The organism is Extibacter sp. GGCC_0201 (assembly GCF_017566055.1).
Taxonomy (GTDB): Bacteria; Bacillota; Clostridia; order Lachnospirales; family Lachnospiraceae; genus Extibacter.
Genome location: NZ_JABFCH010000039.1, coordinates 1 through 17,342, shown reverse-complemented (window position 1 = coordinate 17,342; position 17,342 = coordinate 1). Strand labels below are relative to the sequence as shown.

At 49.4% G+C, this 17,342-nt stretch carries 18 protein-coding genes; 2 read left to right on the top strand and 16 right to left on the bottom strand.

The window, feature by feature from the left end; translation table 11 throughout:
* Positions 1–56: 56 nt before the first annotated feature.
* The 11 genes from HJV72_RS18060 to HJV72_RS18010 form a co-directional block, all read right to left on the bottom strand.
* Positions 57–2,543, bottom strand: a complete 2,487-nt coding sequence (locus HJV72_RS18060) for an ABC transporter permease (protein WP_208073113.1) — start codon at positions 2,541–2,543, stop codon at positions 57–59.
* The gene (locus HJV72_RS18055; protein ID WP_208073117.1) at positions 2,544–3,212 is read right to left on the bottom strand and encodes an ABC transporter ATP-binding protein; all 669 of its coding nucleotides are present in this window, start codon (positions 3,210–3,212) and stop codon (positions 2,544–2,546) included. It abuts the gene before it with no gap.
* Positions 3,213–3,327: 115 nt separating this feature from the next.
* Entirely contained in the window at positions 3,328–4,413 is a 1,086-nt protein-coding gene (locus HJV72_RS18050) for a sensor histidine kinase (protein WP_243765698.1), read from the bottom strand.
* Positions 4,386–5,078 (bottom strand): response regulator transcription factor, encoded by a 693-nt coding sequence (locus HJV72_RS18045; protein ID WP_208073111.1) that lies wholly within the window; start codon positions 5,076–5,078, stop codon positions 4,386–4,388. Before HJV72_RS18045 ends, HJV72_RS18050 begins: the two co-directional genes overlap by 28 nt.
* Positions 5,079–5,119: 41 nt before the next feature.
* Entirely contained in the window at positions 5,120–6,430 is a 1,311-nt protein-coding gene (locus tag HJV72_RS18040; RefSeq protein WP_208073109.1) for a sensor histidine kinase, read from the bottom strand.
* Entirely contained in the window at positions 6,427–7,116 is a 690-nt protein-coding gene (locus HJV72_RS18035) for a winged helix-turn-helix domain-containing protein (RefSeq protein WP_208073106.1), read from the bottom strand. The genes HJV72_RS18040 and HJV72_RS18035 overlap by 4 nt, the downstream gene beginning before the upstream one ends.
* Positions 7,117–7,136: 20 nt before the next feature.
* Positions 7,137–7,790: a phosphate signaling complex protein PhoU gene (gene phoU / locus HJV72_RS18030; protein ID WP_208073104.1), complete on the bottom strand. Its 654-nt coding sequence runs from the start codon at positions 7,788–7,790 to the stop codon at positions 7,137–7,139.
* A gap of 1 nt (position 7,791) precedes the next feature.
* A complete protein-coding gene (pstB, locus tag HJV72_RS18025) occupies positions 7,792–8,541 on the bottom strand; it encodes a phosphate ABC transporter ATP-binding protein PstB (protein WP_208073102.1) in 750 nt (249 codons plus the stop codon).
* 75 nt (positions 8,542–8,616) lie between these two features.
* The gene (gene pstA, locus HJV72_RS18020; RefSeq protein WP_208073100.1) at positions 8,617–9,480 is read right to left on the bottom strand and encodes a phosphate ABC transporter permease PstA; all 864 of its coding nucleotides are present in this window, start codon (positions 9,478–9,480) and stop codon (positions 8,617–8,619) included.
* Positions 9,473–10,366 carry a phosphate ABC transporter permease subunit PstC gene (gene pstC / locus HJV72_RS18015; RefSeq protein ID WP_117771961.1) on the bottom strand — a complete coding sequence of 298 codons (894 nt, stop codon included), beginning with the start codon at positions 10,364–10,366 and terminating at the stop codon, positions 9,473–9,475. The genes pstA and pstC overlap by 8 nt, the downstream gene beginning before the upstream one ends.
* Entirely contained in the window at positions 10,367–11,293 is a 927-nt protein-coding gene (locus HJV72_RS18010) for a substrate-binding domain-containing protein (RefSeq protein WP_208073098.1), read from the bottom strand.
* A 233-nt stretch (positions 11,294–11,526) separates the two neighbouring features.
* Between HJV72_RS18010 and HJV72_RS18005 the strand changes: the two genes are divergently transcribed.
* On the top strand, positions 11,527–12,114 hold the full coding sequence (locus tag HJV72_RS18005) for a TetR/AcrR family transcriptional regulator (RefSeq protein ID WP_208073096.1): 588 nt from the start codon (positions 11,527–11,529) through the stop codon (positions 12,112–12,114).
* A 6-nt stretch (positions 12,115–12,120) separates the two neighbouring features.
* Positions 12,121–12,885, top strand: a complete 765-nt coding sequence (locus HJV72_RS18000; protein WP_208073094.1) for a nucleoside phosphorylase — start codon at positions 12,121–12,123, stop codon at positions 12,883–12,885.
* 54 nt (positions 12,886–12,939) lie between these two features.
* Here the strand turns inward: HJV72_RS18000 and HJV72_RS17995 are convergent, their stop codons facing one another.
* The 5 genes from HJV72_RS17995 to HJV72_RS17975 form a co-directional block, all read right to left on the bottom strand.
* On the bottom strand, positions 12,940–13,449 hold the full coding sequence (locus tag HJV72_RS17995) for a GNAT family N-acetyltransferase (RefSeq protein WP_208073092.1): 510 nt from the start codon (positions 13,447–13,449) through the stop codon (positions 12,940–12,942).
* Positions 13,450–13,532: 83 nt separating this feature from the next.
* A complete protein-coding gene (locus tag HJV72_RS17990; RefSeq protein ID WP_208073090.1) occupies positions 13,533–14,417 on the bottom strand; it encodes a YitT family protein in 885 nt (294 codons plus the stop codon).
* A gap of 117 nt (positions 14,418–14,534) precedes the next feature.
* Complete coding sequence (locus HJV72_RS17985) at positions 14,535–15,242, bottom strand: GTP pyrophosphokinase (RefSeq protein WP_208073088.1); 708 nt, start codon at positions 15,240–15,242, stop codon at positions 14,535–14,537.
* A 115-nt stretch (positions 15,243–15,357) separates the two neighbouring features.
* Positions 15,358–15,882 (bottom strand): cob(I)yrinic acid a,c-diamide adenosyltransferase, encoded by a 525-nt coding sequence (locus HJV72_RS17980; protein WP_208073086.1) that lies wholly within the window; start codon positions 15,880–15,882, stop codon positions 15,358–15,360.
* Positions 15,883–16,074: 192 nt separating this feature from the next.
* Entirely contained in the window at positions 16,075–17,139 is a 1,065-nt protein-coding gene (locus HJV72_RS17975) for a PTS transporter subunit IIC (protein ID WP_208073084.1), read from the bottom strand.
* Between the last annotated feature and the right edge of the window lie 203 nt (positions 17,140–17,342).

The window sequence follows — 17,342 nt, the reverse complement described above, 5'->3', positions numbered from 1 at the left end:
CATCGGAGCATCTGCCCCATACCTCCCCAGCGGCGTCCACTTCACTAAACCCCCAGTTACTCCGCAAATCTGATACGGTCTATAAGGCTTTGTTTCTTGAAGCTGTTGTTTACCATATAGGTTATCAATACCTGGACCACAAGGATGATGACTGCCAGGATGATGACCGGCACGGTCGGATATTCATATGTCCTGATGGACATGATGCTCTCTGCTTTGGCCCAGAGGAAGCAGCCGTATCCTGCGATGCTGCCGGCTCCGACGGATAACAGCAGCGTACCTGCCGTGTAGAACAGCCCTTCCAGCTGCAGCATACGCACTGTCTGCTTTCCGGACAGTCCGATTGCCTGGAGGACTCCAAGCTCCCGGCGTCTTATATAGACGCTGTTGATCATCGTATTGACAAGATTCAGTATGCCGACAAGGCCGAATACGAACAGCAGGCCGTAGCAGCCGTACAGCATATAGCCGATGCTCTTTTCTGACAGTTCATATGCATCCTTCCACGTGTTCATCGCAAGGAATTCCTGGCTTTCTACAATCGCTCTTATCTCCTTCGTCACCGCGTCTGCCTTGCCTTTTTCTGTAAATATGATGAAGTCATCTGTCACGTTATTTTTACAAAGGTCCTGCAACACGGACGACGGCAATGTAAAGCCGCTCCCGGCCAGGCCGTTTGGTGCATCCACGATGGCCGCTATCTTATATTCTTTTTTAATGATATCGTCGCCGTCTTCTATGTTAAGGTGTACCTTATCGCCCGTCTTCCAATCGGCACCCGGATACGCTGTTATATATGCCCCGCTCAGGATGATACCCGTGCCGTCCGTCAGGCTTTCGTCATCCAGAGAGCCGTCTGTTACATAGCGTTCTAATTCTTTCATTGCTGGTTCGCTCAGTCCGCCCAGACCTGTCACAAGGGGACTTCCGTCATCTTCCTGGAGTTCTTCCATACTTGCGCTTACGCCTGTATAAGTTTCTACCTTTTCCACTCCATCCAATGTTTCAATCTGTTCTTTCAGCTCTTCGGTAAGTGGATTATTTTTCTGTATATTATGCAGTTCCCGCTCCGGGTGCATCTCATTGCCGCTCTCACTGTCAAGCGTAATCTCCACATCTCCGCGGATGGAGTCCATGGTCATCGTCTTCGGGTTCATACAGCTTAATATCGTCGCAACGACTACGAACAGGACTCCGGTTATGCCGAGCGTGACGATGGTAGCGGTCGTACGTCTCTTGTTTCTGCCCAGATTGGAGGATGTAAGCTTTCGGATATTCAGCTCTGCATAGCCTTTCCGGCACTTTTTCTTATTCTTCTTATCTGTCCCCTGGAAACGGATTGCCTCGATGGCAGATATCTTGGCTGCCTTCCGCATCGGAAGAAGCAGAGAGATATAGACGGAGACAAATGCGACGGCGGCGGCCAGAAGCAGTATCCATGGCTTGATAAGCGAGATATCCCCGGCCGCCATCACACGTTTCATCTCATTCGCCATCTCATTTTCAGACGCAAGTCCTGACCTGACCATACCATACACAAGAAGCATACCCGTCCCCAGCCCGAGAATCAGTCCCACAGGTATCGCTAAAGCTGCTACCGTAAATCCCTCGCGGAACACGAGCTGCCTGATCTGCTTTTTTGTGGAGCCTATCGCCTTTAGTTTGCCGTACTCCTGCACCTTGTTCATCATAGATACATAGTAGATGCTGTATATTGTAAGTATGCCGGCCAGAACGATGACCGCCATCAGGATGATCATACCCCCGTACATAGCGGGATCTATATAGTTGGCCATCAAATATTCCGAATTGTCGACGATATCTTCTTTACCGATACCATAGCTCTTTCCTACTACCTCCATGCTGTCTTTTATGACATCCGTCGTCTTTCCTTTTGCATCCGCTATGGAGAAGTATACCCTGTACTCATGCTCTCCTTCGGAGATGATATCTTCTGCAAATGCCCGAGACACAAACGAGGAATAGATATGCTTTTCCTCTGATTCCTTCGAATCCTCGGTCATTCCTGTAATCGTAAATTCCTTTTCCACCGCCTGGCCAAGCCCTCCGGCTGTGACTGGCTGGAACGGAACGGTAATCTTGTCCCCGATTCCTCCTGTAAGTCCCATGGCTTTTAAAAGTCCTTCGGACACGACTATCTCATCCGCCTTTGCCGGCATCTTCCCTTCTTTCAGTTCCAGCCGGTTCAGCTTAACCGTATTTTCGTCACAGTATATCATGGAAATATTGGCATCTACACCGTCGCATATCATATATGCGGCGTCTTCCCTCAGCCCGGTATCGGAAAGCCGTGAGTCATCAAGCATCTTATCTGCCGACCTCTCGTCTACATTACGGAACATGCCGTGAAATGTCGGATATACATTATCCACAGCTGCAAACCGGAGGTCAATCGTGCTGAACACGACAGTCGGTACGGTAGTGAGCAGCATAGCGGTCAGTGCTATCGCTACGCCAATCAGTATGTTCCTGCTCCGGTTGCTCTTTAGATTGGCAAGTGCTGTCTTCGTAATAATGTTCATCTACTTCACCACCTTGCCGTCAGCGATAATGATTACCCGGTCCGCCATCTGGGCAATCGTCTCATCATGGGTTATCATGACAAGAGTCTGTCCGTATTTATTTACACAGTTTTTCAGGATGGTTATAACTTCCATCTCTGTCTTGGAGTCCAGGTTCCCCGTAGGTTCGTCCGCGAGGATGATGGCTGGCTTCGAAGCCAGCGCACGAGCAATGGCGACTCGCTGCTTCTGCCCTCCCGACAACGTGTTCGGAAGCGAATGGAGCTTATCTTCCATCCCTATGCTCCTTACGATATCCATCACGAAATCCTGGTTCACTTTCTTGCCGTCAAGACCGATGGGGAGCACGATATTCTCCCACACGTTCAGGGCCGGAATCAGATTATAGTCCTGGAATATGAACCCGATTTTTCTTCTTCTGAACACGGCAAGACGCTCATCCTTCAATGCAAAGATATCCCTGCCTTCGATATATACTTTTCCGGAATCCGGGCGGTCCAGACCGCCAAGCATATGCAGAAGCGTACTCTTGCCGGAACCGGACCGTCCTACGATGGCCGTGAATTCTCCTCCCTGCACGCTCAGGTTCGTATGGTCGATTGCCCTGACCGTATTCTCACCTTCTCCATAATACTTTACCAGGTCTTCTGTCTCTAATATTGCTCTCATCATATAACTCCTTCCTGCCTTATCAATCATGTCAGCCAGCTTCTGCGCTATCTGTTCTCTACATATCATAATACAGGAATCTTACGAGAACCTTTCAGTGAACATAACAGTTTTGTTATTCTTGGCGGTACGTCTTCTTAGGCAGCATCATCTGGAAGATGGTCCCGCATGTCTTCCCTGCAACGACCCTTATGCTTCCTCCCTGTTCTTCCAGAATCTGCCTTACAAGATACAGGCCCACCCCAGCCCCTTCGCACGACTCCACCTCAGGCCTGCTGCCACGGTAGAACCTCTTGAAGATATTCTGGTACTCTTCCTTTGGAATGCCGATACCTTCATCTTCTATCTCTACGAATACATAGGACAACTGAGGAGACACCCTGATTCGGACCATCGTTCTGTCCGGTGAATACTTCACCGCGTTGTCCAGTACATTGGCAAATGCTTCTGCTGTCCATTTCGTATCGTGGGGAAGCTGCATGTCTTCAAAGTCTTCCATTTCTATCTCGATATCTTTCATATTTGCTTTCAGATACACGCCGTTCACCGCACGCACGAGCGTCTCTTTGAGGCTTGCCTGTTCCGGATGTATCTGTATCATGCCAGCCTCCATTCTGGAGAGGTTGGTAAGCGTTCCGGTCAGATATTTGAGCTTCTTAATCTCTCTGGAGCCTCTTGATGCGAACTCCGCACGCTCCTCGTCTGTAACGTCAGAGTCCTCCAGCAGCTCGAAGCACATGGAAAGCGCTGCAACCGGTGTCTTCAGCTGATGAGAGATATCTGTCACGAGCGCCTTCGTATTTTCCTTTTCCTCTACCAGGCCGGATTTCAGCCTGCCGAACGCATTGCCCAGCCGTTCCAGCTGCTCTGTAATCTGGGAATGGATTCCTGTTCTCATGTAATCCGTCTCTGTGCGGTACTCATAATTCCCTTCTTCAAATTGTTCCAGATAACCGGCTATATGGAGATAATTCAGGTATTCTTTTCTGTATTTCATATATTGCCATATTCCATTCGCAACGACGGCTCCTGTAAGGAACTTCCAGAAGTAGCGGATCTGGGGGCTTAATATATACATCAATGTAAAGAACGCCAACAGGAGCAGCGTTGATAACAGCATGTTGAGGCGAAGTTCCCTTTCCAGCCAGATATATCCTCTCTCTCTTCGCCCCATTATTTTTTCAATACGTCTGTCGTCCATAGGTATCCGATTCCCCTTATATTTTTGATATAGTCGTCTTGGCCGTCTCCGGCAAGCTTCTTTTTCAACCTGCTTATGTTGACCGGCACCGTATTGTCGTCTACAAACTGCCCGTCCACATCCCAGACAGCCTCCAGCAGCTGTTCTTTTGAGATGATCTGCTTCGGATGCTCCAGGAAATGTGCCAGAAGCTGCATCTCCTTTTTGCTCAGAGAAGCCTCCCGGCCCTCGACATACACCTTCATCTCCTTACAGTCTAAAGTGACGCCGCCGGCTGTCAATACGGTCCGCTCGGTATCTGTGCGCTCCTTCCTGCGCATAAAAGCCTGGACTTTTGAGATAAGCACCATCAGGCTGAAGGGCTTGGTGATATAGTCATCCGCACCCGTATCATATCCGTTCACAATATCCACCTCCTGGTCCAGCGCAGTAAGAAAGAGAATGAATACATCGCTGACTCTGCGTATCTCGCGGCAGAAGTCAAGGCCGTTTCCATCCTCCAGTGTAATATCGCTGATGATGAGATCTATCTCATTTCCTGCAAACAGCTTGTGCGCTTCCCCTGCCCCGGAAGCGCACAGCACATGATATCCCTCTTTCTGAAGCTTTAAGCTGATGCCCCTGCTCAGGCTCTCATCATCTTCCAGCAGTAATATGTTACCCATAAGCAATACTCCTTCCTATAAGCAGGGATGAACCGGGACGCTTAAAATGTCAGCTCCATCCGGGTCCCTTTTCCCGGCTCGCTCTCAACACGGATGCCCGCCTCATGTATCAACGCGCCATGCTTTACGATAGAAAGTCCGAGACCTGTGCCTCCGCTTTCTTTGGAATGGCTTTTGTCCACTCTGTAGAACCGTTCAAAGATACGTTCCTGCTCCTCTTTTGGTATGCCGATTCCGGTATCCGTCACTATGACTTTCTTACCTTTGAGCGTGCTGCCGACCCACACGGATACGGAACCGCCCTTCCGGTTATATTTTACAGCATTCTCACATATGTTGTAAATCATTTCGTCGAGTATCTGGCGGATGCCTCTGAAGATGACCGGCTCGCCGGTAACTTCTATATGGACGTTCCGGGCCGAAGCCTGGGGAGAAAGCCTGCTGCAGATCTCCCTAGTGAGCTCATACAGGTTGACTTCTTCCTTCTCCATCTCTACTTTGCCTTCATCCAGCCTGGACAGCTTGATGATATCTTCCACAAGCGTGATAAGCCTGCTCGCCTCATTATAGATTCGTTCTGAAAAGACTGCGATGTCTTCCGGCTTTACGAGTCCGTTTTTCATAATCTCGGCATAGCCGGATATGGATGTCAGTGGTGTCTTTAGCTCATGGGACACATTTGCCGAAAACTCTTTGCGCATATTGGCAACGGCATCTTTTTCTTTGTTCTGTCTGTCTATGCTTTCAAGCAACGGTCTCAGCTCCTCATACACATCATTATCCAGCGGGTGTTCCAGATTCAGCTCGTTCACCGGGCGGATCAGCCTGTACACCTGCCATTTGGACAGCCCCCACGCAAAGAGCAGCATGACCGCCGCAAGACCTCCCATGACCGGCAGGACCTGGACTGCCATCCGGAATGCATTGTCTATCGTCTTGGATACTCTGAGCACCGTGCCGTCCGGCATCTGAATGGCATAGTAGAACATTTCCTTGCCAAGCGTATCTGACTGCCGGATATCCTGCCCGCTTCCTTCACGAAGGGCTTCCTTTACCTCCGGTCTGTCCTTATGGTTCTCAAGCGTATATTCATCTTCTTTGGAATCGTAGAGCACATGGCCGTCGCTGTCTATGAGGGTCACGCGCGTATTCTTTCTGACGGCGTCCATCTCTTCGAGATACGCCGTGCCGGCAGTCTTGACCGCAGCCCGTATATAATCTGCTTCCTGTCTCGTCTCATCCTCAAGCAGGGTTACCGTCTGCCGGTATACGACCGCGGTCATCACCGCATAGGATATGAGCAGCGTTGTGAATATCACCAGTATCATGCTCTTCTGTATTCGTCTTCTCATGCGCCCTTCTCCTGTTCACACATCCGGTATCCCACCCCCCGCACGGTCTCTATCAGCGCGCCGCAAGTTCCGAGCTTCTGGCGCAGTGTCCTCACATGCACATCCACAGTGCGTGTCTCACCGTCGAAATCATAACCCCATATGTCTTCCAGCAGCTGGTCTCTCGTCAGCACGATATTCGGGTTCCGCATCAGCCGCTTCAGCAGTTCATATTCTTTCAGGGTGAGATTTACCGCTTTGCCGTCTGAACGCACTTCATGCTTCTTGATGTCTATCTCGATATTGCCGAGGGCAATCTTGTCTTCTCTTTTGTAGTCATATTTTGCTGTCCTTCTCAGAACTGCCTTGACTCTTGACACGAGCTCCATCATACCGAACGGCTTTGTAACGTAATCGTCGGCACCCGCGTCAAGCCCCATCACCTTGTCGTATTCCGCCCCCTTGGCCGTTACCATGATGACGGGAATCTCCCTCGTCTTTACAGAGGATTTCAGCCTTTTAAGCAGTTCCATCCCATCTTCACCGGGCAGCATGATATCAAGCAGAACAAGCTCCGGCGTCTCAAGCGCCAGAGCCTCCAGAAATTCTCTTCCATCTTCAAAACCGCGGGCCTTCATGCCCGTACTTTCCAGCGTATATACTACCAGCTCACGAATGTTGCTGTCATCTTCTACACAAAATATCATCTTGATACTCCTTTGGCCTCTTATATCTTGCTCTCTTTGTGGATGCCCGTGATGGAAAATTCCACCCACTCGGCGATGTTGGTCGCATGGTCTGCGATTCGCTCCAGGTACTTCGCCACCATAATCAGGTCTATCGCCCTCTTGCCCTTGTCCCCTTTATTTTCGGCTATGAAGTCTATCAGTTCCTGCTTATTCTCTACAAACATCATGTCTACTTCATCATCGGACTCCATCACCTTGCGGGACAGTTCCAGATCCTTTTCCACATAGGCGGATACGCTGTCTCTTACCATCCTCGCGGCGGCTTCCGACATCTGCCCGATCTTCGGAATCTCGGTGGCTTCCGACATTTTCTCAGAGATAATTATCTCCGCGATGTCCGATGCCTGGTCGCCGATACGTTCCATGTCTGTAATCATCTTCAGTGCTGCCGATATCTGCCTCAGATCCTTGGCCACCGGCTGTTGCTGAAGCAGGAGTTTCAGGCAGAGCCTTTCTATGTCTTTTTCCATCTGGTCAATCTCTTCATCTGCCCGGATGACATCTCTGGCTTTTGAGGTGCTCCCTTCCTGAAGCGCTGCTGTCGCCCTGTTGATTGCTATCTCGCACAATTCTCCTATATGGGTCAGCTGTTCCTTTAACATATCCAGCTGCATATCAAATTTATTTCGCATTCTATCCGAACCTCCCTGTTATATAGTCTTCTGTGCGTTTATCTGACGGTATGGAGAAGAGCTTCTCCGTATCGTTGTATTCAATCACTTCTCCGAGCAGGAAAAACGCAGTATTGTCAGATACACGGACAGCCTGCTGCATATTGTGCGTTACCATGACAATAGTATAATCTTTTTTCAGTTCCGTCGCAAGGTCCTCTATCTTGGATGTGGAAATCGGATCAAGTGCGGAAGTCGGCTCATCCATCAGCAGCACTTCCGGCTGTACCGCCAGTGCCCGCGCGATGCACAGACGCTGCTGCTGCCCTCCGGACATGCCGAGAGCACTCTTTTTCAGCCTGTCTTTGCATTCCTCCCAGATGGCTGCGTCGCGCAGCGACTTCTCCACAATATCATCCAGCTTCGCCTTTGACCGGATGCCATGTGTCCTCGGACCGAACGCGATGTTGTCATATATGCTCATTGGAAACGGATTCGGCTTCTGGAACACCATCCCGACCCGTTTTCTGAGCAGATTCACATCCATGCCATTAAAAATATTCTCTCCGTCCAGGAAGATGTCTCCCTCGATACGGCAGCCCTCGACAAGATCGTTCATCCTGTTAATGGACTTCAGAAGCGTAGACTTGCCACAGCCGGACGGACCGATAAACGCGGTAATCTTGTTCTTCTCAATTTCCAGGTTCACATCTTTGAGCGCATGGAAATCATCATAGAACAGCTCCAGATTCTTAATACTTAATTTTTCCATTTTTATATACAATTCCTTTCTTTTTTGAAGGGGGTCAGACCCCTGTGCACACAGGGGTCTGACCCCTTTCAAAATTTACGCTTTTGTCAGTCTTTTTGCCACTATGCTTGACAATGTATTGATACCCACTACGAGCACGAGCAGTATCACCGCGGTCGCGTATGCCTGGTTCATGTACAGGCCTTCGCTTGCAAGGTTATACATGTGCACCGCCAGCGTCCTTCCTGATCCCATCACGCTGGACGGCACGTCAGCCACGGACCCGGCCGTGTATATAAGGGCCGCCGTCTCTCCGACGATACGCCCTACCGCCAGGATAACACCCGCGAGTATGCCGGGCACCGCGGACGGCAGCACGATACGGAATACGGTCCGCAGCTTCCCTGCCCCAAGCCCGAAGCTTCCCTCCCTGAAAGAGTCGGGGACAGACTTCAGCGCCTCTTCCGTCGTACGCATAATCAGGGGCAGTATCATGATCGCGAGCGTGAATGCGCCTGCAAGCAGGGAAAAGCCCCACCCGCATGTCGTCACGAAAAAGAGCATTCCGAACAGTCCATAGACGATGGACGGTATTCCGGACAATGTCTCTGTCGTCAGCCGGATGATTCCCACGAAACGGTTGCCCCGGCCCGCATATTCCACAAGGAAGATGGCCGAAAAGATTCCGAACGGAACTGCGATGAGCAGCGACAGCAGCGTCATGATGACGGTATTGATAAGTGCCGGCATCAGGGACGCATTTTCGGAAGTATATGTGAATGAGAATAATGACGGTGTAATATAGGGGACGCCCCGTATCAATATATAGGCGATCAAAAATATCAGCACCGTGAATGTCAGTATGGCGGAAAGCATGACAAGCAGCATGACGAGGAAGGAGCCCGGCGTTCTTCTGTATGCTTTAAGCTTCTGCTTGAATGTGACCTGATTGCTACTCATGGCTGGACCTCCTGTTCAGTAGTGCTACGCAGAAATTGATGAGCAGGATAAATACGAACAGAACCACACCGGTCGCGATGAGCGCCTCCCTGTGGAGATCTGCTGCATATCCCATCTCAAGGACGATATTGGCCGTCAGCGTGCGTATTCCCCGGAAGATGCCGGACGGCATCCTGGCCTGGTTGCCTGCAACCATGATGACCGCCATCGTCTCACCGATCGCACGCCCGACACCGAGCACAACGCCGGCGACGACACCGGACTTGGCAGCCGGCAGGATGACCCGGAAGATTGCACGCTCATGCGTGGCTCCAAGTGCCACCGCGCCCTCGTAGTAATGGTCCGGCACAGCCCTGATGGCTGATTCCGTCACCCCGATAACCGTCGGGAGTATCATCATGCCGAGCAGCAGCGATGCCGTCAGTATGCTGTTTCCATTTCCGCTCGAGGAAATGAGCCCCATGTCCTTCAGCGTCCTCCCCAGTTCCCGTATCCATGGCACGAGGACGACGAGCCCGAAAAAGCCATATACGACGGACGGTATTCCCGCCAGCAGCTCTGTGGCAGACTTGAGAGGCTTATAGATTCTTTTCGGGCAGTATTTCGCCATGAACACCGATGTCAGTATCCCGATAGGGACGCCGAACAATATGGCCCCGGCGGTGACATAAAGGCTTCCGATGATCATAGGGAATATTCCGTAAATGCTGTTCTTCGGCCGCCACATCTCGCCTGACAGAAATTTCATAAACCCGATTTCCTTCATTGCAGGGACGCCATTTGCAAACAGAAAGATGCAAATGAGAGCTACCGCCAGCACCGAGGCGCAGGCGGCAATGAAGAACACTCCCCGCATGAAATTTTCTTTCCATGCCTTTGCTTTCATCTATTCAATTACCTCATCCCATGTAAGCGCTTCGCCCGTGTAGATTGTTTTCACCTGTTCGCTGCTCAGCTCATCCACTGCGCTGTTGTTGTTGGCGATGACTGCAATACCATCTGTCGCGATAACCTGGGCTTTCAGGCCTTTTGAGGTCTCCGTATCCTTCAGCTCCCTTGATGCCATACCGATATCGTAGCTTCCGTCTACCGCTGATGTCATGCCTGTGGTAGAATCTGTCGTCTGCAGTTCAATCTCCGCATTTGCATTGACTGCTTTGTACGCCTCAATCAGCTTCTCCATCACCGGTGATATAGAGGATGAGCCGCCTACGACCGCTTTTCCGTTCGGAGAGGTCCCTTCATACGGTTTCACATCATCTGTCGCAATATATCCGTTGTCTTCCACGACCTTCTGCCCCTCTTCACTCAAGATGAAGTTGATGAAATCTGCTGCCACTTCGTTGTCAAGGTCTTCTTTTGTCGCTATGTTAAATGGTCTGGATACTTTATACTCTCCGCTCTTAACATTTTCGGCTGTCGCTTCTGCGCCGTCGATTTTGAGTGCTTTCACACTGTCGTCAAGTGAGCCGAGTGATACGTAGCCGATTGCATAGTCATCTCCTGCTACTGTTGTGAGCATGACGGACGTACTGTTTGTTATCTGGGCCTCCTCCGTCGTCATATCTACCTTTTCACCGTCTTTTTCCTCTTCAATCCCGAAGAGTTCGATGAATGCTCCTCGCGTACCGGAGCCGTCTTCTCTTGATACGATTGTAATATCTCCGGATGCATCCCAGTCGGAAGCCGCTTCTGTATTATTATCTGAATCATTATTTGAATCTGTTTTTTCATCATTACTGCCACATCCAGCCGCAAGTCCTGCAACCATCCCGACAACTGCCAATACTGCAATAAACTTTTTCATCTTCATAATCTCTTTCTCCTTTAATTCTTACTAAGATCGTTTGTTTGCTATGTTTTCTTCACAAGTGCAATCATAAAGGACGAATGTAAAATCTGAAATCAGCTCAATGTTAAATCTATGTAAAATCAGTAAAATCCAAACTCAACAAGCTTAATATCAGTATTTCGCTTGACAAAGCGACATCAATGTCGCATAATAATCCAAAAGAGACACATGCGTCGCAAAAAAAGGAGGCAGTCATGAGCACAAAAGGAGACAAGACGAAGAAGTTCATCTGCTCCGAGGCATATAAGCTTTTTGCTGAAAAAGGATTCAAAGAAGTTACGATGCAAGATATATGCAAGAGGACAGAACTGAGCCGCGGAGGGCTCTACCGCCATTATGAAAACACTGCTCAGATCTTTTCTGCAATTGTATCTGCCATGCTGGCAGACCAGGAAGATGAGTTTTCAGAGAAAATACGTAACAATGTACGTGCGTCAGAGATACTTGACGATGTCTTGAACCGGTACGAGGAGGAGATGATAGACAGCGGCAGCTCTTTGAGCGTCGCTATATATGAATACTTCAGCAGCCCGGACATATCGCGGGGAGACGATTCTATCCTGCAGCAGTATCTGCATTCCAAGAAAATGTGGACGGAGCTCATAGAATATGGAATGTGTACAAAGGAATTTAAAACCGTGGAACCAGCGGCCGTATTCGACCTGATTGTTTTTTCGTACCAGGGGGTGCGGATGTACAGCAGGCTGATGCCTGTCGGCAGAGATATCCCGCGAAGAATAACCGGACAGGTCAGGCAGTTATTATTGCCGGAAAGAGAGTGAAATTAAATGAAAACAGTATTTTTTGAAAGCAGAACATCTTCCCCCGCATTTATCAATCCGACCGATTCTGTCAGTCCTGTCGAAGGCTTCCCGGATATATGCATATCTACCTTCTCTAAGCAGATTATAGACAGGATTGCAGCTTTGGACCATGTAGAAAAAATAGCTGATATGTACACCGCCAACGGTACGAATCCTGTATACAAGCTTACGCACAGGGGCCGGGAATTTGCTTTCTTCCTCTCTCTTGTCGGCGCGCCGGCCGCCGTCTGCTGCCTTGAAGAGATGATAGCGCTTGGGGCAAGAAAGTTCGTCTACTTCGGGTGCTGCGGCGTACTTGATGATGGCAAGGTGAACGGCCGTCTTATCATACCGACGGCAGCGATAAGAGAAGAGGGAACGAGCTACCATTATCTTCCGCCAGGCATGGAGATTGCGCCCGATTCCTGTGATACGGAACTTTTGAAAAGCTGTATGAAAACGTGCGGTTATCCGTATGTCTGCGGGAAAATATGGACGACGGACGCCATATACCGGGAGACGGCAGATGCCATCCGCAATTACAGAGAGCTTGGCTGTGTAGGGACCGATATGGAATACTCCGCACTGCTCGCGGCGGCCAGGTACAGAGGCGTTCGCTTTGTCCAGTTCCTCTTCGGGGCTGACAGCCTCTCCGGCGAGGAATGGCAGCAGCGGGACCTGACGGAATACGGCCTTGGCAGTTGTGACAGGTATATGGCGCTGGCTCTGGAATGCGGGCTGGCAATGTAAGCAAAGCAGAACATGCGGCAGGCTTGAGTACCAAGTCTGCCGCATGTCACCGTCTTATAACATCATTCCCATCACATATATATCATAATATTTCCCATCCAGCATAGTAGCGTTGCGCCTGCACCCTTCCACGATAAATCCCAGCTTCATGTACAGTTCTACAGCCTTGACGTTGTCCGCACGTGTGTCCAGGCTGATCCTTCTCGTAATGCCGTTTCCTTTTGCCCATTCGATGAGCCGGCGTATCAATTCTGTACCGATTCCCTGTCCCTGATATCTTTTCGCGACTACGATCCCAAGGCCCCCATCATGTCGGGCCTTGACCTTATGGGATGAACTGATTGTGGCTATCCCCGCAATCTCCTCCCCGTCCATCGCCATGAGCATGATATTCGTCTCGTTCCCTTCCAGACCTCTTATAGACTCTGCCTGGGCTTCCACGTCCATCGGATACTCATCCTTCTCAAAACTCAGGTAGCTCGTCTCTCCTCCCACATAATTGTAGAAAGCCACAATCTTTCCCGCATCACTTTCCTTCGCCGTGCGATAAGTAATCTGCCCCATAATCTGTCTCCTTTCATTATTCGTTGGGGACGGGGTTTTTTCAAAAAAACCCCGTCCCCAACAAGCGTTCAACGTGTCCCTTTTTACAGCCTCTTCTCAAAATTCCCTTCGACGGCACATCCTTCTGTAAATATCATGAATGCATTCGGATCTATGCCGTGTACGATTCTTTTTATCTGTCCGACTTCATATTTTGATATCATCACGAATAGTATGTAGGATGTCTTGTTCGTGTACGCGCCTTCTCCGTCCCAGTTCGTCACGCCGCGCCCGGTCTGTTCTATGATTGCCTTGGATATTCCGAGCTTCTTCGTAAATATCATCACACTTGTGTTGATATTCTGGATGTGCACCCGGTCGAGCGCCATCGCCAGCACCGTCGTATATATCAGTGAATAGATTACTATCTCTATATTGAACATGAACAGGCAGATTACATAGACAAGTATATTCATGATGATGTTAATTCTGCCCACGCTGAAATTAGGATATTTCTTGGCACAGCAGAGCCCGATGATATCCTGCCCGCCGCCGGAGCTCCTGCCACGCAGTACAAGTCCTGTCCCCGTTCCCGCTATCAGTCCGCCGATGATACATGACGTCAGGAAATCTTCAATGATGGGAGCCGCCGGAATAGGTACGACGACAAGGAATATACTCTGTATGGTGACTGTTATCAAGGTCTTCACGGCAAACTCCTTGCCCAGTATGCGAAGGCCCATATAGAACAGCGGAATGTTGATGATAAAGTAAATGATACCCGACATATCTATCCCTGAAGGTATCGGAATCCGGCAGACTTCTACAAAAAATGTACGCAGCAGCTGTGCGACACCCATAAATCCCCCGTTGTACAGGCCGAGCGGAACGATAATCAGGTTCACGCCCAATGCGAATAATAAGCTTCCCATGACAGCATAGACTGCCTGTATCAGTAATTCCTTCTTGTTCTCCTTAAAACCGCTCATGGCATGACCTCCTGCATATGTATGTAAATTCTCAAATAATCAAGACTCATTCTAGCACTTGCTTTAGTGATTTACAACAATAATCTAAAATATAACAAAAAAAGCCTGAGCAAAAGCTCAGGCCTGTATGATACTGCTGTTATTCCTGCTGTTTCCGGTATCATTCTTTGTACGTTTATTAAACTCTTCCTGTTCTTCCAGACACGCCTGTATCGCTTCGTTCAGTGACAGCATCTTCTCGTCAAGAGTAGTTACCATCTCCGCACATTCCCGCAGTTCCCTGCTGATGTAATCAGGCGCGTTCCCTTCAAATTTATAATATATTTTATGTTCCAGGCTTGCCCAGAAATCCATGGCAATCGTCCGTATCTGTATCTCTACTTTCGTATCCACGACACTGTCTGACAAAAAGATGGGAACCGATACAAGCATATGATAGCTTTTATACCCGCTCTCCTTCGGATTCTTGATATAATCCTTGATAGAAAGTACCTTGAGGTCACTCTGGTTCCCTATCATCTCTGCCAGCCTGTAGATGTCGGATGTAAAGGAACAGATCAGCCTGACCCCTGCAATGTCGTTCACATACTTTACCATATTCTCAATGGATGTCTCATATCCATATCTTCTTAACTTCTTAACTATGCTCTCCGGTGTCTTCACTCTCGTCTTGATATGTTCAATTGGGTTATACTGATGCACATGCTGAAATTCATCATTTAGGATCTCCAGCTTAGTTCCGACTTCTTTTAACGCTGAAGTGTACAAAAACATTATCGTCTTCCAACTGTCAACATCCTCGTAGTTTTTAATCGCTGCCGTCATGCTACTTCTCTCCTCTCACTTGCGAAGAGTTATTTTCGTACACGGTTATTATATCATAATCTCTTTATATTGTCATAGACTTCACAGTTATTTAAGAAAGTCTGCGCATGGTATGCTAATATTCGATACCCTCCCGGGCCATCTTCCCCTCATCATATGGATGCCGGACCTTACGCATCTCTGTCACATAATCCGCCATCCCGAGCATACGTTCCGATATTTCATGTCCTGTCATGACAACCTCAAGCCCCCTCGGCTTATGTTCCAGAAAACGGATCAGCTTCTCTTCGCTCAGCACGCCGAGCTGCACCGCGCACAATATCTCGTCAAGCACGAGCATATCAAAAGGGCTGCAGAACTTCACAATTTCATCCAGCGCCTTTGTATTGTAATGCCGCAGTTCGGCCTTCTCATCTCCATTCATCTGGCTGACGAACTTCACATGCTCTCTTCCCGGCAGACAGGTGATATTATCTATTTTCTCCAATATGTTCCTTTCATTAGAAGCATTATTTTTCAGAAACTGGAACACGAGCACCTTAAGCCCACAGCCGGCAGCCCGCACAGCCTGACCCATTGCCGCCGTCGTCTTGCCCTTGCCGTTTCCATAGTAAATGTGAATTCTCCCCGTACCTGTCATAGGTCCCCCCCTCGCTCTTCTCTCCTGTTTGTATTACAGCTGATACTTCTATTATAATATCCGTTGGGGCAAATGTATAGCACGGTTTCGAACTATTTACCTGGCTGCCTGCAGACACGGCAGTACTACCGGGATATACATAAATATACGGCCGCGAACCACCGTTAAGTGGCTCGCGGCCGTATGTCTCTTCTATAAATCCAGCTTCATGTCTCCAAATCTAATCCATTGCTTTTTCCGCATGAATTCAGAGACAGCCAGCGTTACTGCCGCCGGAAGGATAATCTGGATAACCAGGATCTTAATCATGACAACGGATGCCGGTTCCGTCTGGATCATCGTCTGCCATGTCATTATCTGTCCTACAAGCCCCGCGGTTCCCATGCCCGATCCGGTGGCGTTGCTTGTCATATGCAATACCATCGTGCCTACCGGCCCAAGTATGGCGCTGGATGCGATTGCAGGCAGCCATATGACCGGCCTGCGTACGATATTGGGTACCTGGAGCATAGATGTCCCGATCCCCTGTGCCAGCAGGCCGCCGATTTTGTTCTCCCGGTAGCTGGCGACCGCAAAGCCTACCATATTACAGCAGCAGCCTACCGTAGCCGCCCCCGCAGCAAGTCCCGACAGGTTCAGTATGATTCCAAGTGCCGCAGAGCTGATCGGCAGTGTGAGTATCATACCCATCAGCACCGATACCACGATGCCCATCAGAAACGGCTGCTGTTCTGTCCCCCAGTTGATCAGGGAACCAAGCCAAGCCATAAACCCAGATATGGGCGGTCCGAGCACAAGGCCGACGGCGGAACCCGTACCTATCGCAACGATAGGAGTGACCAATATATCTACCTTTGTCTTGCCAGATACGAGATGTCCAAATAAGATTCCTACATAAGCGGCTATAAATGCCCCAAGCGGCTCACCTGGCCCTGCGTATACCATAGCGCCGTCGACCAGCACCGCTCCGGCCAGAAGCTTGCTTGCAAATGCTCCCACCATACCTGCCGTGGCCGCAGATACGACCACGAGCGGGCCCTCCTTGAATCGATATGCCACAGCAGCACCGATTCCCGCGCCGGTCAATGATGCGGCCACCTTGCCGAGCGCATAGATCATATCTCCCGCAGGCCCCCCGACAAGCGTACCAATCTGCTGAATAATCGTGCCGATGATCAAAGTGGCAAACAGCCCCTGAGCCATGGCGCTTAAGCCGTCAATAAATATCCGGTCCAGTACTTTTTTCAATCTTTCCATATGTAATCTCCCATTTTGCCCTCATTGTAATTACAACTGTCTTGTCACTTGCAAAGTCTATCACAATACTGTATTGAAATCAAGTATTGATTCCATGACTCCCATAGCGGATGGCACATTGCATATTTAATAATAGTTAAGAATTATTTGTAGGTTTGTCAAACATTTGTTACAGTGACCGTAAATAATCCTTTAAGACCTCA